21 protein-coding genes are annotated in these 18,491 nt (G+C 58.4%); 2 read left to right on the top strand and 19 right to left on the bottom strand.

Annotation, left to right across the window (positions count from 1 at the left end; all coding sequences use genetic code 11):
• Positions 1-328: 328 nt before the first annotated feature.
• The 13 genes from ABWV89_RS08250 to ABWV89_RS08190 form a co-directional block, all read right to left on the bottom strand.
• Positions 329-1,759 carry a Do family serine endopeptidase gene (locus ABWV89_RS08250; protein WP_353395761.1) on the bottom strand — a complete coding sequence of 477 codons (1,431 nt, stop codon included), beginning with the start codon at positions 1,757-1,759 and terminating at the stop codon, positions 329-331.
• A gap of 167 nt (positions 1,760-1,926) precedes the next feature.
• Entirely contained in the window at positions 1,927-2,919 is a 993-nt protein-coding gene (locus ABWV89_RS08245; RefSeq protein ID WP_353395760.1) for a MucB/RseB C-terminal domain-containing protein, read from the bottom strand.
• Positions 2,920-2,936: 17 nt separating this feature from the next.
• A complete protein-coding gene (locus tag ABWV89_RS08240) occupies positions 2,937-3,647 on the bottom strand; it encodes a sigma-E factor negative regulatory protein (RefSeq protein WP_353395759.1) in 711 nt (236 codons plus the stop codon).
• Between the two features lie 117 nt (positions 3,648-3,764).
• Positions 3,765-4,409 carry an RNA polymerase sigma factor RpoE gene (gene rpoE, locus ABWV89_RS08235; protein WP_353395758.1) on the bottom strand — a complete coding sequence of 215 codons (645 nt, stop codon included), beginning with the start codon at positions 4,407-4,409 and terminating at the stop codon, positions 3,765-3,767.
• Between the two features lie 47 nt (positions 4,410-4,456).
• Entirely contained in the window at positions 4,457-4,945 is a 489-nt protein-coding gene (locus ABWV89_RS08230; protein ID WP_353395757.1) for a hypothetical protein, read from the bottom strand.
• A gap of 30 nt (positions 4,946-4,975) precedes the next feature.
• Positions 4,976-6,220: a beta-ketoacyl-ACP synthase II gene (gene fabF, locus ABWV89_RS08225; protein WP_353395756.1), complete on the bottom strand. Its 1,245-nt coding sequence runs from the start codon at positions 6,218-6,220 to the stop codon at positions 4,976-4,978.
• Between the two features lie 7 nt (positions 6,221-6,227).
• Positions 6,228-6,467: an acyl carrier protein gene (acpP, locus tag ABWV89_RS08220; protein WP_353395755.1), complete on the bottom strand. Its 240-nt coding sequence runs from the start codon at positions 6,465-6,467 to the stop codon at positions 6,228-6,230.
• A gap of 132 nt (positions 6,468-6,599) precedes the next feature.
• Positions 6,600-7,361 (bottom strand): 3-oxoacyl-ACP reductase FabG, encoded by a 762-nt coding sequence (fabG, locus tag ABWV89_RS08215; protein WP_353395754.1) that lies wholly within the window; start codon positions 7,359-7,361, stop codon positions 6,600-6,602.
• A 59-nt stretch (positions 7,362-7,420) separates the two neighbouring features.
• Positions 7,421-8,374 carry an ACP S-malonyltransferase gene (gene fabD, locus ABWV89_RS08210; protein ID WP_353395753.1) on the bottom strand — a complete coding sequence of 318 codons (954 nt, stop codon included), beginning with the start codon at positions 8,372-8,374 and terminating at the stop codon, positions 7,421-7,423.
• A gap of 48 nt (positions 8,375-8,422) precedes the next feature.
• The gene (locus ABWV89_RS08205) at positions 8,423-9,400 is read right to left on the bottom strand and encodes a beta-ketoacyl-ACP synthase III (RefSeq protein WP_353395752.1); all 978 of its coding nucleotides are present in this window, start codon (positions 9,398-9,400) and stop codon (positions 8,423-8,425) included.
• Between the two features lie 42 nt (positions 9,401-9,442).
• Positions 9,443-10,522: a phosphate acyltransferase PlsX gene (gene plsX / locus ABWV89_RS08200; protein WP_353396069.1), complete on the bottom strand. Its 1,080-nt coding sequence runs from the start codon at positions 10,520-10,522 to the stop codon at positions 9,443-9,445.
• A 288-nt stretch (positions 10,523-10,810) separates the two neighbouring features.
• Positions 10,811-10,993: a 50S ribosomal protein L32 gene (gene rpmF / locus ABWV89_RS08195; RefSeq protein ID WP_353395751.1), complete on the bottom strand. Its 183-nt coding sequence runs from the start codon at positions 10,991-10,993 to the stop codon at positions 10,811-10,813.
• A 275-nt stretch (positions 10,994-11,268) separates the two neighbouring features.
• Complete coding sequence (locus tag ABWV89_RS08190; RefSeq protein WP_353395750.1) at positions 11,269-11,844, bottom strand: YceD family protein; 576 nt, start codon at positions 11,842-11,844, stop codon at positions 11,269-11,271.
• 82 nt (positions 11,845-11,926) lie between these two features.
• Between ABWV89_RS08190 and ABWV89_RS08185 the strand changes: the two genes are divergently transcribed.
• Complete coding sequence (locus ABWV89_RS08185) at positions 11,927-12,565, top strand: Maf family protein (RefSeq protein ID WP_353395749.1); 639 nt, start codon at positions 11,927-11,929, stop codon at positions 12,563-12,565.
• Between the two features lie 14 nt (positions 12,566-12,579).
• The gene (locus ABWV89_RS08180; protein ID WP_353395748.1) at positions 12,580-13,395 is read left to right on the top strand and encodes an SAM-dependent methyltransferase; all 816 of its coding nucleotides are present in this window, start codon (positions 12,580-12,582) and stop codon (positions 13,393-13,395) included.
• 66 nt (positions 13,396-13,461) lie between these two features.
• On the opposite strand, the gene galU is transcribed toward ABWV89_RS08180, so the two are convergent.
• The 6 genes from galU to ABWV89_RS08150 form a co-directional block, all read right to left on the bottom strand.
• Positions 13,462-14,343 carry a UTP--glucose-1-phosphate uridylyltransferase GalU gene (galU, locus tag ABWV89_RS08175; protein WP_353395747.1) on the bottom strand — a complete coding sequence of 294 codons (882 nt, stop codon included), beginning with the start codon at positions 14,341-14,343 and terminating at the stop codon, positions 13,462-13,464.
• Between the two features lie 60 nt (positions 14,344-14,403).
• On the bottom strand, positions 14,404-15,396 hold the full coding sequence (locus ABWV89_RS08170; protein WP_502903174.1) for a S49 family peptidase: 993 nt from the start codon (positions 15,394-15,396) through the stop codon (positions 14,404-14,406).
• 71 nt (positions 15,397-15,467) lie between these two features.
• Positions 15,468-15,875 (bottom strand): Rieske (2Fe-2S) protein, encoded by a 408-nt coding sequence (locus ABWV89_RS08165; protein WP_353395746.1) that lies wholly within the window; start codon positions 15,873-15,875, stop codon positions 15,468-15,470.
• A 36-nt stretch (positions 15,876-15,911) separates the two neighbouring features.
• Positions 15,912-16,571 carry an HAD family hydrolase gene (locus ABWV89_RS08160; RefSeq protein ID WP_353395745.1) on the bottom strand — a complete coding sequence of 220 codons (660 nt, stop codon included), beginning with the start codon at positions 16,569-16,571 and terminating at the stop codon, positions 15,912-15,914.
• A 108-nt stretch (positions 16,572-16,679) separates the two neighbouring features.
• A complete protein-coding gene (locus ABWV89_RS08155; protein WP_353395744.1) occupies positions 16,680-16,979 on the bottom strand; it encodes an H-NS histone family protein in 300 nt (99 codons plus the stop codon).
• Positions 16,980-17,089: 110 nt separating this feature from the next.
• The gene (locus ABWV89_RS08150) at positions 17,090-18,106 is read right to left on the bottom strand and encodes an RluA family pseudouridine synthase (RefSeq protein ID WP_502903173.1); all 1,017 of its coding nucleotides are present in this window, start codon (positions 18,104-18,106) and stop codon (positions 17,090-17,092) included.
• Between the last annotated feature and the right edge of the window lie 385 nt (positions 18,107-18,491).

Raw genomic sequence — 18,491 nt, 5'->3', positions numbered from 1 at the left:
ACAACTTATCCACAGATTTTGTCGCTTCCATGAGAACAAGTCTGTGGAGGACTCTGGGGCAAACTGTGTACATCCTGCATCGTGAACTGATCCCTCTCTCAAAGGGACCTGCATCGGCAGAATCATCATGATTTTATCCAAATTTGGAACTTGGATCACCACAATGGTTTGCGAGCACTAACTTACAGAAAAATCATGAACATGGTTCAGGCACAACACCCCCACATATCGACCGGTCGTCGGCCCAGAAAATAACCCCCTAATCCCGGTGAGGACTGGGGGTTACTTGAAAACTCCCTGCGGATTTGGCAGGAGGCAGAAAGAGTGGTCAGGGCTGGATCACTACGTACTGCACCCATTCACCTCGACGAAGCAGCACACTCACGTTACGAGCCTTGGAGAGCTCCTTAGTGACTTTCTCGAACGCGGCTATGTCTGCGATTTCCCGGTTGCCGATAGAGAGAATCACATCCCCGGGAGCAACACCCGCTCGAGCAGCAGCGCTCTCCACATCGGTGACGACAACACCATGGTCGACACCGAGCTCCTGCCGCGTCTCAGGCGGCAGAGGGCTGACTGTGATGCCCCACTCCCGCACACCTGCGGGCTTCGCTGGTTTGTCTGGTGTCTGAGCAAGCGGCTGCCCGTCCGCCTCCATGACACCTACCTGGATGGACAGCTGCTTCGAAGTGCCCTGACGAAACACATCCATGGAGACGGTGCGACCGGGGTCAGTATTGGCAACAATCCTGGGAAGATCAGAAACCTGTCCCACCGGCTTACCGTCAAACTTGAGAATGATGTCACCGGCCTTGACACCGGCGGCAGCTGCCGGGGAATCAGCCTGCACTGCTCTGACCAGAGCCCCTCGCGCCCGGCCCAGGCCGATCGACTCGGCGACGTCAGGGCCAACCCGATCAATCTGTACACCAATACGGCCTCTGGTGACCTTGCCACTCGTGCTCAGTTGATCGGCGACGCGCATCGCTTCATCGATGGGGATGGCGAACGAAATGCCTTGAAAGCCACCGGAGCGCGAATAGATCTGGCTGTTGATGCCTACCACTTCACCGCGCAAATTGATCAAAGGGCCACCAGAGTTACCTGGGTTGATGGCGACGTCTGTCTGAATGAACGGCAAAAAATCGCCGGTTTCTCGCTGCTTGGCACTGACGATGCCGGCCGTCACCGTGTTCTCCAGTCCAAACGGAGAACCAATGGCCATGACCCACTCGCCTACCCGAAGACGCTCGATATCGCCGATCTTCACTGCTTTCAGGTCAGACGCCTCTATTCGCAGTACCGCCACGTCGGTTCGCTTGTCTGCACCGACCAGCTTCGCCTTGAATTCGCGTTTGTCAGACAGCGTGACGATGATCTCATCCGCTCCGTCAACAACATGCGCATTGGTCATGATGAGGCCGTCATCGCTGAGGACAAAGCCGGAGCCGATTCCCCGGTTGCGAGGCACAGACTGGCCATTGCCACCGGGCCCAGGCTGCCTGGGCCCTCTGGGCATGGCCTCTGGGGGGACGGGGATTCCGAAGCGCCGCAGGAACTCGCGCATCTGTTCGTCGGCGCCATCAGGCGCGCCAAGCAAAACGTTCTCGGTGGTCCGGATGTTCACGACTGAAGGTCCGACCAGTTCGACCAGCCCAGTGAAATCCGGAAGCCCTTGGACAACAGCGGCAGTTGTCCCGCTCTGTGCAGCGACGGCCTGGGGCATCACCCCTGGAGACACCAACACGGCGGTAGCCATTGCCACTTGCAAAAACCGATGAGAAAACCTGACTGGCAGCTTCACCAACTTCATCTTCAACTCCCGCTCAATCAAATGAACACATCTTTCAGCTTCCAACGTCCGAAACACTGTTGCAGTGCGGCGGCACTTACCTCATACCCTAGGTTACTCACCCGGCAATCACATCAGGGAAGGCGCTCCAGGGACTGAGCGAACCTGGCCAGAGTCAGCGGTGGCACCTCCCCCAGCACGGTCAGCCAGAACTCACCCAGGCGACGTGAGAGCGAATGGGTAGCCCCCATCACAGCAGCGCCTTCACGCTGATGTTTGGCCGGGTCGAACTGCTCCACGAAAAGCGACACGGAAGCCAGGCCATCTGAAAACACCCACTGCATGGGTGCACCTGAGACAGCGTTACCCGCTTCATCGGCTCTGACATGACACCCCATCGGCACAAAGCCGGGCACCGGATGGGATAGGCGCCAACCCTGTTCTTCCGCGGTTGTCTTGGCGAGCTTGGGCTCAAAAACCTGAAATCCACTGGTCGCCACCATCTGTGCGGCAAGCGTCGCATGTTCGACCGGCGCATTGAGATTGAGCTCAGTGAAAACAACCTGCTCGAGCACGCCCCTGCCTTCTCCCAGTGTCTGCAACTTGACCACCAGTCCGGTCGACTGTTCGGCCCAGATCTTGTAGCCAAAGCGCAAATCGTCCCGTGGAAGCAGTGTCAGCACGTCGGCCATATGGCCCGCAACCCTGTCTTCCCCCTGCCGCTCCAGCAGATAGAAACGCTCCAGTGAACCATTGGGCACCTTCATTAGCTCGGGGAAAAGGCCAAGTGACTCTCTCTTCTCCCTGAATGCCTTGCCCGTCCCCGGGTCGAAAGTGATCACTTCACTGTTGTGCCGAATCGTGGTGCGCGGCGCCCCGGACAAGGTCTCGACCTTCTCCATCTGGTCGTTGCCATCACAGACATGCCACACCTTGGAGGTCGACATCGCACTCCCGGCGGAAACGATCAATGTCCCTGTGTAGGCACGGCCTACAGCAGCCTGGTGAACCCGGTTCAACCAGTCCCCTATGGAGCGCTGTCCAGAGGGCTCCGACTGCGCCATGGCCATGGCGCTGACGGTCGAGGCAAGTACCAGTGCGGCAATGTTTCGCGACTGACGTCGCATGAAAGGCTGCAACATCATCATCGGGCGGAGGGTGGACGGGGCGCTTCCTGCGTGGCACTGCGCAAAAAGCCGGCGGACATTTGCAGAGAAGACATGCTGCCATGGCTGCGATGTTCGGCAAGCAGGCGCTCCAGTTCGGGGTCGCGAATGACTGCGCCCACTTCGGTCTTCACCAGCACAGGTGAGGTGCCGTTCACAGCTGCAGGCGAAATCAGCCGCTCAGCCATGGTCACGGGGGGATCGGCCAGATCACCTGAGCCAGCAACGGCACTCATGACGTTCCAGCCAACAGCTGCCACAGCCGCTACTGACGCGGCGGCAGCCAACAGCTTCCAGCGATAAGTGGCATCGTTTGCACTGGTAGTCGTACGGCTGTGGGCCAGCTCGGTATGCCCATGAGGCTTCGCCTCCGGACTTTCGAAGGCATGCCCTGACGATTCGCCCACCTGGGCACGCACCGCGGTCAGGAGAGACTGCGGGCTGCTGACCACGGATAAATCAGACTGCCCACGAAGCACGTCTCCAATCAGGTGATACGAGGTCCACCTGGCATGCACATTCTCATCAGGCTCGCCGGCAGACAACAGCCACCGGGCCTCCTTTTCATCCAGTTCCCCATCGGTCAGGGCCGAGAGCAGCTCGAGCGTTGCCTCAGCGCCAATGGCTCCAGAAAGTGGAGCTGCCTGGGCATTTGACTGGGCATTGGAGAGCTTTGCGCGTTCGTTCATGACAATTACTCCTGGAGAAGCACCCTGTGTGATCCAGATTTCTGGTTTTGGTTCTCTGATATTGGCAACAGAGATCGAGACCTGACCACAACCGTGTACTTTCTCACTGCTGACACCTCACCATCGCTTACCACCTTGGCGGTCCAGCATGGGCTTGATTTTGTTCGAAATTGCCTCGCGGGCCCTGAAGATGCGGCTTCGCACTGTCCCGATAGGGCAATCCAGTGCCTGCGCAATTTCCTCATAGCTCAGCCCTTCAATCTCGCGCAGCGTGATGGCCATTCTCAATTCTTCCGGAAGCGCTTCCATCGCCGTATTCACCGCCTCGGCAATCTCCTTGCTCGCCAACATGGCTTCAGGCGTTGCTTCATCCGATGCTTGTGACGCCGCTTCTCGCCGCTGCTCTGCGGTTTCATCATCGTCTGCACCTGCCAGCTGGGATTGGTAGACCAGAGGATCCCGCTTGAGTTCCAGCAATTGTTTCTTGGCCGTGTTGACCGCGATGCGGTACAGCCAGGTATAGAACTGGGCTTCGCCGCGAAACTGAGCAAGTGCCTTGTACGCCCGGATGAACGTCTCCTGAGTGATGTCCGGCACCAAGTCGACATCTCGCACCATGCGCGCTACCAGACGCTCGACGCGGCGCTGGTATTTCAACACCAGGAGTTCGTATGCGCGCTGATCTCCCGCCAGTGTTCGTTGCACCAGTATGGTGTCGCTGGAGGCGGCTTGGGGTTGGTCCGGAGGTATCGCTTGATTCATCTGGCTATGTCTGGTGCACGCACAATATACCTGAAGCCCCACACGGCCTATTCAGCATGCGCGACCAGAGCCCGACGCAATTCCAGCCATCGCGACGGCTCACTGCTCCGGTGCAGCCAGATGTGCGTCGGCATCCGGCCGTGCCGCTTTGAGCGGAGCATCACCAAGACAGTCCCTTGAAGATCAACGACAACTTTCACTTGATCAAGCACATGCGTCTTGCCTTCACTGGACGCCCAAAGCCAGTCGCCTCCCGCTTTGGTGGAGGCAGCTTCGGGCTTCACCCGCGATTCATCGGCCACCGTCCAGCGCAACACGCCTGTCAGGGAGCCATTCCAGTGGCGCCATGCCCACCAGCACCACCCGGCCCAGGCCAGAAAGCCCGCTCCAGCTATCTCGGACACATGAGCTGACGTTCCCGTCGACGACAGCCACAGACCCCACGCCAGAAGCAGCACCATGGCCAGCGCAACAAGCACCACCCCATAGAAAGGGGAACGCCCCACCGGGTATTGAACCGACGGGGCGCTTTTCACAGGCGTCTTGAGCTGCAATCCTGCAGCAGATCAGGCACGTTTGAACACAAGGGTTCCGTTGGTGCCGCCAAAACCAAAGTTGTTCTTCACTGCCACATCAATCTTGAGGTCGCGTGCAGTATTGGCGCAGTAGTCCAGATCGCACTCAGGATCCTGCTCGAAGATATTGATGGTTGGTGGGCATTTCTGCTCCTTCACGGCCAGGACCGTGAAAACACTCTCAATGCCACCTGCACCACCCAGGAGGTGTCCCGTCATGGATTTCGTCGAGCTCACCACCATCTTGCCTGCGTGATCGCCGAGCGCCGCCTTGATGGCCTTCGTCTCGTTGATATCGCCCAGCGGCGTCGACGTTCCATGCGCATTCAGGTAGTCCACCTGATCGGCATTGATTCCAGCATTCTTCAGCGCATTGACCATGGCGCGACGCGGTCCGTCCATGCTGGGTGCCGTCATGTGGCCGGCATCAGCACTCATGCCATATCCAGCCACTTCCGCATAGATCTTGGCGCCACGAGCCTTGGCATGCTCATACTCCTCGAGCACCATGACACCAGCGCCCTCGCCCAGCACAAACCCGTCGCGATCCTTGTCCCAAGGCCTGGAGGCAGTCTTGGGGTCGTCGTTACGGGTAGACAGCGCACGCATCGCGGCAAAGCCACCAATGCCCAGCGGCGAAACCGTGGACTCGGAACCACCGGCCACAATGACGTCGGCATCACCGTACTCGATCTTGCGTGCGGCTTCTCCGATGCAATGGAGGCCTGTCGTACAGGCCGTCACCACTGCCAGATTGGGGCCTTTGAATCCAAAGCGCATCGAGACATGACCGGAGATCATGTTGATGATGGAAGCCGGAACAAAGAAAGGGGAAATCCGCCGGGGACCCCGATTGGTCAGTTCTGAATGCGTGTCTTCAATCAGCGGCAAGCCGCCGATACCGGACCCGACAATGCAACCGATCCGAGTCGCCAGTTCCTCGTCCAGGTCATCCCCTGTGGGAAGCCCTGAATCGACCACCGCCTGATGGGCTGCAGCGACGCCGTAATGGATGAATGTATCCATCGTTCGCGCCTCTTTGGACCCGATGTAGGACTCGAGATCAAAGCCTTTGACTTCGCCTGCGAACTTGCACGCAAATGCTGACGCATCGAACTTGGTGATCAGGTCGATACCGGACTGGCCTGCCAGCAGATTGGTCCAGGACTCAGCAGCCGTGTTTCCCACGGGGCTGATGCATCCAAGCCCGGTAACGACGACTCGACGACGACTCATCTGTCCGTCAGGCCTTCTGGTTGGCGACGGCGTAGTCGACGGCGTTCTGAACCGTGGTGATCTTCTCTGCGTCCTCGTCCGGGATTTCGATACCGAACTCATCCTCCAGTGCCATCACCAGCTCAACGGTGTCGAGTGAATCAGCGCCCAGATCGGCCACGAAAGCCTTTTCGTTGGTCACCTGGCTCTCTTCCACGCCGAGTTGTTCGGCAATGATTTTCTTCACTCGTGCTTCGATATCGCTCATAGTTCCCTCTAAGGGTGGTTGAAATACAAACCGCCATTTTAGCCGGGCTAGAGTCGGAACCCTAACTGGCCTGCCGGGCGGTGGAAACGGCGCTTGGTTTGATAAAAATGTCTGACTCGGCGAATGCTGGCTTCAGGCCATGAACATGCCACCGTTGACGTGCAACTCCTGCCCCGTCACATAGGCCGCCTCTGCACTGGTCAAATAGGCCACTGCATGTGCAATATCCTCCGGTTGCCCCAGGTGTCCAAGCGGGATCTGGGTCAGCAGCGCCTTGTGTTGCTCCTCCGGCAGCTTGGCGGTCATGTCCGTTTCGATGAAACCGGGCGCCACACAGTTGACCGTGATGTTGCGAGCGCCGAGTTCACGGGCCAAGGCCCGAGTCATACCGGCCACGCCGGCTTTCGCCGCAGCATAGTTGGCCTGCCCCGGGTTACCTGACGCGCCCACCACACTTGTGATGCTCACAATGCGCCCGTAGCGTTGCCGCATCATGGGACGAATGACGGCACGGCTCATCCGGAAAACGGCTTTCAGGTTGGTATTGAGTACAGCATCCCAATCCTCATCCTTCAAGCGCATGGCCAGCATGTCGCGGGTGATGCCGGCATTGTTGACCAGCACGTGCAGACCACCTTCAGCCTTCGCAATGTCTTCCACCAGGCTCTCGGCCGCCTCGGCGTCATTGACATCGAGCTTGACACCTCGACAGCCTTCGGCTGCCCCTGCGACAGAGCTGAGCGCGTCAGTGATGCGTGCCGCCCCTTCTTCCGACGTGGCCGTGCCGATGACGACCATGCCTTTGGCGACCAAAGCCGCTGCGATGGCAGCCCCGATGCCCCGGGACGCGCCCGTCACGAGTGCCACCTGCTTTGTGGGTACCTTATCCGACATGTTTTCTCTTCCTCATCTGTGGTGGTGCGGCTGGGTTGCCAGGACGGCACCAACCTCACTCAACTTTGTACCAGCGCCTTGACCTCTGCCAACGTGGCGGGATCGTACAGCGGCGCGCCATTGAGCTCGCCGTCAATGCGTTTGGTCATGCCTGCGAGCACCTTGCCAGGGCCGCACTCGACCACGTGATGGATTCCGCGGGCCTTGATGGCCTGAATGCACTCAACCCAACGGACCGGACCAAAGGCCTGACGATACAAGGCATCGCGAATCCTGTCTGCATCCTGCTCGACCGCCACATCAATATTGTTGACAACGGCTATCTCTGGCGCAGCAAAGCTGGTTTCAGCCAACTTGACTCGCAGCTTTTCGGCAGCAGGTTTCATCAGGCTGGAATGAAAAGGCGCAGACACAGGCAGGCCGAGTGCGCGCTTGGCGCCATTGGCCTTGAGAACTTCGCAAGCCTTCTCCACTGCGGCCTTGCTGCCAGCGATGACGGTTTGCATGGGATCGTTGAAATTGACCGCTTCAACCACTTCACCACTGCCTGCCTCGAACATCGCCTGCACTTCTGCACAGCCAGCCTGCACCTTGTCCGCGGACATTCCCAGCACAGCAGCCATCGCCCCTGTACCGACCGGCACGGCTTCCTGCATAGCGGCAGCACGAAAGCGCACCAATGGCGCGGCCTGAGCGAGTGTCAAAACACCTGCGGCCACCAGAGCACTGTACTCACCCAGAGAGTGACCGGCAACGGCATCCGGCTTGAGGCCACCCTCGCTGAGCCACACGCGCCAGGCGGCCACGCCGGCCACCAGCATCACGGGCTGGGTATTGGTGGTCAAAGCCAACGCTTCCTTGGGGCCGTTCTGAATCAAGCCAGCAACGTCTTCGCCCAATGCCTCAGACGCCTCAGCCAAGGTCTCCTTGACAACGGGATGCTCACCCCAAACGTCGAGCATGCCAACCGACTGTGAGCCCTGGCCGGGAAAAACAAAGGCAAATGCACTCATGTCTTGTTCAATCTTTCCAAATCACAACTTCAGGTGCAGGTCATCCGGTCAGAAATCGACCAGCACCGCACCCCACGTGAACCCGCCCCCAACGCCTTCGAGCATCAGGGTGTCACCCTTCTTGACCTGTCCATGGCGAACCGCATGATCAAGCGCCAGGGGAATGGACGCGGCAGAGGTATTGCCATGCTGATCGACCGTCACCACGACTTTGTCCATCGGCAGTTTGAGCTTTCTGGCTGTGCCCTGCATGATGCGGATATTGGCCTGATGCGGAATCAGCCAGTCAATGTCTGCCTCGGTCTTTCCTGCCTTGTCCAGCACTGCACGGGCCGCTTTCTCCAGCACGCCCACCGCCAGCTTGAACACAGCCTGGCCATCCATTTTGAGCAGTGGGTCGCCGAGAACCTGGCCACCCTGTACATGCCCGGGAACACACAGAATATCAACGTACCTGCCATCTGCATGCAGGTCTGAAGCCAGAATGCCCGGCGTTTCCGATGCCTCAAGCACCACTGCACCTGCGCCATCTCCAAACAGGACGCAGGTGGTTCGGTCATCGAAATCCAGCAGGCGGGAGAAAACTTCAGAGCCGATCACCAGCGCTTTCCTGGCCGACCCCGTCCGAATCATGGCGTCAGCCACGGTCAACGCGTAGACGAAGCCACTACACACCGCCTGTACATCAAAGACCGGGCATCCTGAAATGCCAAGCTTGTGCTGGATGATGGCCGCTGTCGATGGAAACACCATGTCTGGCGTCGACGTGGCAACAATGATCAGATCGATCTCGGCTGCCGCAACACCGGCAGCCGCCATCGCTTTCCTGGCCGCTTCTGCGCCCAGGTCGCTGGCAAACACACCCTCATCGACAAAGTGGCGAGCACGGATGCCCGTGCGCTCGACAATCCAGTCGTCACTGGTTTCAACACCACGGGGAGCAAGCATTGCCACCATATCGGCGTTGGTCAACCGCTTCGGCGGCAGCGCACTGCCCGTGCCGGAAATACGCGCAAACTGGGTCATTCAGCAGAAAAGCGGAAAAGGGACGCCTATTTATTGATTGAGTCAACTGGCCGGCGAAGGCAATTCGTCTCCTGCCGGGACACCTGTGGGTGCCGGAGCCATCAGAGGTGCCGCATGAGCAATTCGCCCCCTGACGTTTTCGAGCAGCCGATTGTCCGCGGCATCATAGGCTCTGGCCAAGGCCTGCTCAAACGCAAAGGCGTCAGCGGAACCATGGCTCTTGAACACCAGCCCCCTCAATCCGAGCAGGGCTGCGCCATTGTAGCGTCTGTAGTCAGCCCGTTTCTTGAATGCCATCAATACCGGATAAGCGCAGATAGCTGCAACTTTCGTGAAGATGCTGCGAGAAAACTCCTGCTTGATAAAGCCGGCCAACATCGCAGCCACACCTTCGCTGGCCTTGAGGGCCACATTCCCGACAAAACCATCACAAACAACGATATCAACGCTGCCGGCATAGATGTCATTGCCTTCGACATTGCCATGGAAGTTCAAATCCCCAGATTTGGCAGCATGTTGAAGCAAGATGCCAGCTTTTTTGATGACTTCGTTGCCTTTGATGACTTCTTCCCCGACATTGAGCAACCCGACCGATGGCGCCTCCTTGCCAGAGGCCGCAGCCACCAGCGCAGACCCCATGACGGCAAACTGCAAAAGGTGCTCGGCCGTGCAGTCCACGTTGGCCCCAAGGTCCAGCACCGTCGTGGCACCACCTTTGGCGTTAGGCATCTGTGTGGCAATGGCCGGGCGATCAATACCATCCATGGTCTTGAGCACATAGCGCGCGATGGCCATCAGCGCTCCCGTATTGCCGGCAGAGACCGCCGCCAGCGCTTTGCCATCCTTGACCTGTGCGATCGCCACGCGCATCGAGGAGTCTTTTTTCTTGCGCAAAGCCACCTCGATGCCATCGTCCATGGAAACCACTTCAGAGGCCTCCACATGCTCGCATCGCTCGTGATTGAGCAAATCGCGCCACTGAGCTTCCGACAGCAAGGCTTCGCCCCGCCCTACCAGCAGCAACCGCACATTGGGGTGAGACGCGAGAAAAGCCCGGCACGCAGGCATGGTGGAGGCTGGCCCGGCATCGCCGCCCATGCAATCCACAGCTATCGTAATCATGTCCATAGATTAGTCACCTGACCCATGGCTTTCGCCACCAACCAGGACAGTAACATTCTTCAGACCAGTTTCTGCTCATTGGCCTGATTGTCGCCTGCCAGTCACGCCAGGCTCCGGATTTGATCAAACAAGCTGGATCGGTACCGGCTTCGCGGCCAGATTTCCCCGACAGGCAGATCGAAAAAAAACCCGCATGAGTGCATGCGGGTCTTTTCGACAGCCAAGCCACGAGAGAATCAGCTTGCTGCGTAAAACGCAGCAACACCCACTCTCGAATTTCGGCCCAGATCAGGCGTCAGACTTCTTTTTCAGAACCTGACGGCCACGGTAGAAACCGTTGGGGCTGACGTGGTGGCGGAGATGAACCTCACCAGTCGTTGGCTCGACAGCGATACCAGGCGCGGTCAGAGCATTGTGAGAGCGATGCATGCCGCGCTTGGAAGGCGACTTTTTGTTTTGCTGAACAGCCATGATGGGCTCCTTGTGATCGTCTGATCGTAAAAAGCCTGAAACACCGCGCGAACGCCAGTTCTCTATCCAGGCCGAAAATGTTGGACACACAAGCGCAGATGCCTCAAGACTCAGCATTCGCGACACCGTCCAAGACAGGGACAGATATCGATGCTTCGTGGGCGGAAAAGGACCGTTGACCCGGCCAGCAGCTGGGCCAAATCCTTGCCGACGCTTTAGGCGCTTGCGCAAAACCTGAGATTATAGCGTGTCAAGCGGCCCTTGGCAATTTTCGCTCAATGCGGCTTTTTCAATGACGCCAGAGACGCAAAGGGGTGTGGCTTTTCGGTCGCAGCAACCACCTTGTCTTCGAGCTCTTCCTCGCCAGCTTGGGATTTTACCGGTACAGGACACGTGTCATGCATCGGCACCATCGGCATGGCCATGAGCAGCTCGTCTTCCATCAGCTCAAAGAGGTTTGGCCTGGGGTCCCACGCGAGCACATCCTCCTCAGCGTCTTCATCCTCCATCGCTGCCTGGTCTTCTGTAGCAACAAACCTGAACCACTGCTCAAAACCAAGAGGGTGAGCAACAGGCTCCAGGCAGCGCTGGCATTTCAGTGCCACACAGGTTTCGGCTGCCAGCAGCAGCCAGACGGAGGCCTCCCCGGAGCTCGCGTCTTTGCGCACTTCGCCCCGCAGGGACCATTTCACTGTCTGCGACTCCAGTACCGCGACCGTATCCTCTACCAGCCGCTCGAAATCCGACAGTGGGCTTTCGCCATCCAGCACTACCGCAGCCCGCGCAAACGCCTGCACATCCAAGCGGCGGAGATTCCAGCGGCGAGCGCTCTCAGATTCGGTTGAACTCATGGGCAGAGTGTAAGCCAATGCCCTGCAAAGCTCGTGAGCCTCCACACGCACCTGAGCCAAAAACCGACCACAATATGGCCCCATGAATGCACTGGATCCAACCGCCCGACATCACACATGCAACGCTCGACCACTCATTCTGGGGTCGACATCCCGTTATCGAAAGGAGTTGCTCTCGCGGCTTCATCTCGACTTTGATACCGTAGCGCCGGATGTCGATGAATCGCCCCGCTCCGGGGAAGCGCCGGACCGCCTTGCCGTCCGGCTGGCATTGGCAAAAGCCCGCGATGTAGCCAGCCGGAACCCCGAGGCCGTGGTGATCGGCTCAGATCAGGTCGCAGACCTGGCAGGAAATCCGCTTGGCAAACCTGGCACGCATGAACGAGCGACGGCACAACTCAAAAGCATGAGCGGTCAAACCGTCATCTTCCAGACGGCTGTTGCCGTCGTCTGCGCTGCCACGGGGTATGAGCGGATCGAGCTGGCGCCCGTCAAAGTGGTGTTCCGATCGCTGTCCGACGAAGAAATCGAGAGCTACCTCAGGGCGGAGCAGCCCTACGACTGTGCAGGCAGCGCCAAAAGCGAAGGGCTGGGCATCGCCTTGCTTGACCGGATCGACAATGACGATCCAACGGCATTGATAGGACTCCCACTCATACGGACAGCACGCATGCTGCGCGAGGCAGGCATCCGGCTGCTGCCCGCCACCCAAACAGATTGAACGTCGAGATGGGCATGAATTCAACCCACACCGATAAGCAGATCGGTCAGCTCTTTCTGGTTCCGACCCCATTGGACTTCGGTTGTGAGCCAGATGGCGGCTCCATCGATCAGGTACTGCCATTCGCGACGCTGCAACGTGCGGCGGGCCTGACACACTGGATCACGGAGAACGCCAAGTCCACCCGTGCTTTCCTCAAGCGGGTAGAAGGCGCTTGTCCACTGGCGTTGCCTATTCAGGCCCTGAATATCCAGTCCTTGCCCAGGCAAACCCACAAGAAAGGCGATCATCTGCCGGAACAGGTCGACCGCAACGCCGTGGCAGAGTTGCTTCGCCCTTTGGCTGCAGGGGAAGACATGGGCCTGGTCAGCGAGGCGGGCATGCCCGCCATTGCCGACCCGGGGAGCTCTCTTGTCCGCGCTGCGCACGACATGGGCGCCAAAGTGGTTCCGTTGGTCGGCCCTGTTTCACTGATGCTGGCGCTCGCCGCCAGCGGACTCAATGGCCAGCAATTCGCCTTTGTCGGTTACTTGCCGCAGCAGCCAGCCGAAAGAGCCAAGCGGTTGAAGGAACTGGAGCAACTCGCCACCCGGTCCGGTCAAACCCAGGTGTGCATAGAAACACCCTACCGCAACAAGGCGTGGCTAGAGACTGCACTGCACACGCTCTCTCCAGAGACACGCCTGGCCACTTGCAGCGGACTGACCATCACCGGTGTGGAAGAGTGCCAGAGTCGCTCTGTTGCACAGTGGCGCAAGCAGGTGCAGCTGGCAGGTTCGGTTGACCCGCTGGCCTCGAAACTGCCGACCGTCTTCCTGATCGGGCGATAAGGGAGCCAAGAGGTGCCGGGTGCGGCGGCCACCCATGAATGACTGACCACAGGAGCCCGCCCCGCTTCAGCCGAGCGTCGCCAGGTGCGCGCGCAAAGCAGTGCTCAACTCGGGGTTGGCCAATGCCAGGTCTACGGTCGCCTGCAGGAAGCCTTCCTTGCTGCCGCAGTCGTATCGCTTACCGTCGTAGCGGAACGCATAGACCTTTTCCTTGCCGATCAGTGCGGCAATGCCATCGGTCAGCTGAATTTCTCCACCTGCGCCCCGAGGTTGCTCACGCACGCTCTGGAAAACGCTTGGTGTGAGAATGTAGCGCCCAGCGACAGCAAGCGTAGAAGGGGCCTTCTCGGGAGAAGGCTTTTCCACCATGCCAAAGACTTCAGCCTGCCTCGCATCAGCGCCGCGCACATCCACCACGCCATACCGTTTGGTGTCTTCCTTGGGTACGTCCTGCACCGCCAGAACAATGCCTGGCTGAGACTCATATGCCTGGACCATCTGCTGCAACACCGTCGGCCCGCCTTTGGTCTGCTCGGCACCCAGCATGAGGTCATCGGCCAAAAGAACGGCAAAAGGGTCATCGCCCACCAGAGACTCCGCGCACATCACTGCATGCCCCAGACCGAGCGCCTTTGGTTGCCGGACATAAATGCAGTTCATGTCTTCCGGCTTGATGGAGTTCACCAGATCCAGCAACTCGTTCTTGTTGGCAGCCGCCAGCTCGGCTTCGAGCTCATAGGCGGTGTCGAAATGGTCTTCAATCGCCCTCTTGTGACGGCCAGTGACAAAAATCATCTCCCGAATTCCAGCTGCGTAAGCTTCCTCCACTGCATACTGGATAAGAGGCTTGTCAACGACAGGCAGCATCTCCTTGGGAATAGCCTTGGTAGCAGGCAGGAATCGGGTTCCCATGCCACCGACGGGAAAAACAGCTTTCTTGATTTGCAACTTTCAACCTCCTAACAGATATCGACCCTCAAGCGGGGTCGGAGCGGCGCCAGACGCCACTCAACGAATCTTCATGCCAGCAGCAGTCGCTGCCTCGTAAACGCCTCGCCCCATGCTCATGCCCAACTCTCGTGCAAGTCGCATGCCAACCGATTCCCGCTGGGTGTAATCAACGACTTCTTCCGCCTTGACCAATTCACGGGCCACCTGATCGAGGCTGCCAAGGCCGTCGGCCAAGCCGATTTCCACCGCTTCCTGACCACTCCAGACCAGCCCACTGAATGTCTCGGGTGTTTCCTTGAGGCGGTCACCCCGACCTTCTTTCACCACATCAATAAACTGCGTATGGATTTCGGTCAGCATGGATTGAATGTAGGCGCGCTCGGCTTCATCCTGGGGGCTGAATGGATCGAGCATGCCCTTGTGCTCACCAGCCGTCAGCAAGCGGCGTTCGACGCCCAGCTTCTCCATCAGGCCGGTAAAGCCGAAGCCGTCCATCAATACACCGATACTCCCTACCAGGCTTGCCTTGTCAACGTAAATCTCGTCTGCGGACGCTGCAATGTAGTAGGCAGCTGAAGCACACAAGTCTTGTACCACCGCATACACCCTCTTGTCGGGGTGCAATCCACGCAAACGAACGATTTCGTCGTTGATGATGCCTGCCTGAACCGGGCTGCCGCCAGGAGAATTGATCAGCAATACCACCGCCTTGGCGGCTTCGTCGTCATAGGCTGCCCGCAGCGATGCCAACACATTCTCGGCACTCGCTTCGGCGCCCGCAGAAATCTCACCACGAATCTCGATCACGGCCGTGTGAGGCGTCTTGACAGAGGGCCTGAGCTGCTCGGAAAAAAACATGAGCCACAAAAAAGCACCGATGATCGAGAGCCACAAGAGCCTGCTGAATATCCGCCAACGTCGAACTGCTTTCTGTTCACGCAGTTGCGCCAACACCAGCTTCTCCACCAGTTCGCGCTCCCAGGGAACAGCAGCCTTTCCGTCAGCAATGTACGGTTCGCGTCGTTGGGCGTCTTCCATTGGGTTGGCCATGCTTCTCTTTCTTCAGTAGTCCTCTTGTTTCGCTGAAGACAAATGTAAGTGCAAACAGGTGTCGTTTCACCTCAGAACGCCACGGGCTTGAGCAAATAATGTGACTGCCAGTAAACCACATCACCTGTCTCAATCAGTGCTATTTGCACAAGCCCGCCACGGCAGGGCCCACCTGTGCATTCACCTGAATCCGGCCGATAGCGGGCGCCGTGAGTAGCGCACAGCAGCCATTTGCCCGTATCGTCGAAGAAACGATCGGGCTGCCAATCCAGTTCCATGGCCACGTGGCTGCACCGGTTGAGATAAGCGTACACCTTGCCTTCATACCGAATGGCAAATGCCCGACATGTCTGGCCACCGTACATCACGTCAAAGCCCACAGCCCGACCACTGTTGACCAGATCCGCCGAGCGACACAAGGCAATTCTGGGGTCGTCAGGCGCTGGCTCTGGCGGCGGAATGACAGACGGGTGCGTCATGGCAGCCGGCCTCGATCCACGAATGAAGTTCGCTCTTCAGGCATGGGCAAGAAGCCACTGCCTGAGCTCGTCCACAGAGTGCAGCACCGCCCTCGGCGACAGGGACGCGAAGCTGTCGGGTTCATGAGCCCCATAACTGACACCCAGACTGTCGCATCCTGCATTCAACGCCATCTGCAGATCGTGGGTGGTGTCCCCGATCATCAGCGTTCGCTCTGGTGCCGCACCGAATTCCCGCATCAGTTCGTTGAGCATCAAGGGGCTGGGTTTGCCCGCGGTTTCATCCGCTGTCCGCGATCCGTCAAAAACACCGGTGAGCTCCGACGAGTGCAGAGCCTCATCGAGTCCTCTGCGACTCTTGCCTGTCGCCACGGTCAGCCAGTAATGCCGGGACTTCAGTTCTGCCAGCAGGCCGGAAACACCTTCAAACAGCGTGATGTCGTGCTGGTGCGCCATGTAGTGATGCCGGTACCGCTCACCCAGCAAAGGGTACTTGTCCTGCGGGACGTCGGGCGCGGCATGGGCCAGGGCTTGCATCAAGCCCATGCCGATGACATAGCTGGCGCGGGCATCCGTGGGCACACTTCCACCCACATCGGCCACTGCCAGTTGAATGCAGCGAGTGATGATGGCTGTGGAGTCAAACAGAGTGCCATCCCAGTCGAATGCAATCAGGTCATATTGGCGTTTTGGCATGGCGCAGATTATGACCTCGCTGCAAGATTTGCGCGCGGCGCATGGGTGCCCAGACGAAAGAAAGGCACCCCGGGGGTGCCTTTCATGCAGTCATCAGCGAAAAGGGCTTCAGATTCGAAAATCTTCAATGCTCTTGCCCGATGCCAGAACGGATCGAACCCACTCTGGCTTGCGGCCAGGGCCACCTGCCCACAGTTCACCATTGGGGCCGCGGTATTTGGCCGGTGCCTTGGCTTTGCCAGGCTTTCGGCCACGCGTGGCGCCGCCGAGATCCTCCACAGTGATTCCATACTGTTTCATCTTGGCACGAATATCGGCAATCACTTCGGCAAGCTCGTTCTTTCGTGCCTGCTCTGCCTGTTCCATCAGCGCTTTGGCTTGCGCCATCAATTCATCATAAGAAGCCATGTTTTGCCCTTTTCAGTTTTTCAAAGCACAGGTCAACTGCAGCCACACAAGACCCATTTCCATCGAATTAATTCAGGCGGGCCGCGTCTCTGGCAGTTTGCGTTCAGTTCTTATTGCTCCCCAAGTGTATTGAGCCAGTCTCTCAAATCAACCGACAATTCGGAATGTAACTCAAGGGACTCATCAGTGGAAGGGTTTATCAGCCGCAAGCGCCAAGCGTGAAGAAACATCCTCTTCAACCCCAACTTGGCCAGTCGTTTATTCAGGTCAAATTGTCCGTATTTGTCATCGCCCGCAATTGGATAACCGGCAGACGACAAATGAACCCGGATCTGGTGTGTCCGGCCAGTCTTGATCGTCACTTCAAGCAAAGAAAAGTGCAATTCACCCAGTGTGTAACGCTGCGCCACTTTCACCAGACTCAGCGCCGTCATGGCACCTTCATCTCCTGCCTGACAAACCCGAACCCGCCTCTCGCCATCGGCCTGAAGGTACTTGTATAAGGGTTGATCAAGGACCTTCAGGTTTTGCGGCCAATGCCCTGCAACAAGTGTCAGATAAGTTTTGCCGGTCGATCGCTGTCTGAACTGCTCCTGCAGCGACCGGAGCGCACTCCGCTTTTTCGCCACCAGCAGAAGGCCGCTGGTTTCCCTGTCCAGACGATGAACCAGTTCAAGCATGCGGGCTTGCGGCCTGCTCTGGCGCAATTGCTCGATAACGCCAAAACTCACCCCGCTGCCGCCGTGCACCGCCACACCGGCAGGTTTGTCTACCGCCAGAAAGCCATCATCTTCGAACAATATCGCGAAGTCTCTTGCCGGCGCGCGAACGTCTGCATCTGGCCTGGACGAAACCCGAACGGGCGGCACCCGAATGACGTCCCCCACCTCGACACGGTCCTGGGCGGAAACCCGCCCCTTGTTGCGGCGAACCTCCCCGGAGCGAATGATGCGGTAGATGTGGGATTTCGGAACGCCTTTGAGACAGCGGATGAGAAAGTTGTCGATCCGTTGGCCTTCCGACTCCTCGCCGACCACGAGGTGCTGCACTGTTGATAGCGCTGCGGACTGATTGCTGGAGGAATTCAAAGCAGGAAAAGAAAAAAACCGCAAGAACAATTGCGGCACTATAATCGGGCTGTCTGGTGCAGACTGTAAGTACTTGATTTTTTTGAGTTTACGTCAAGTAGGCACAGTCAGCCCGTGGGAGCGATGGCTCCGGGCAGGCCCAGACACATTGCCAACCGTGCATGTGACGTGTGCTCAGAGACGGCTTGAGCGTGTGAACAACCGCTTGCCTGTCTCGCACAAGAGATGCACGGGCGAACCTGTACCAAAAGAACGCAAACCCGCTAACGGAATACCCCAATCGGTCAGTTGGCGGTGGCTGGCAGGTCCAGCCCCGTGAAACTGGCCGAGGAATCGAGTGAAGAAGCTTACGCAGTACGGACGCAACTGGCCTCATGGCCGGCACTGCTCCCCCGTGAATCACCCCTTTCCACGCGCCTACGCT

It is taken from the genome of Hydrogenophaga sp. 5NK40-0174 (assembly GCF_040372165.1).
Lineage (GTDB): Bacteria > Pseudomonadota > Gammaproteobacteria > Burkholderiales > Burkholderiaceae_C > Hydrogenophaga.
Note: the sequence above shows the minus strand (reverse complement) of the source record. Positions and strands in the feature narration are given on the sequence as shown.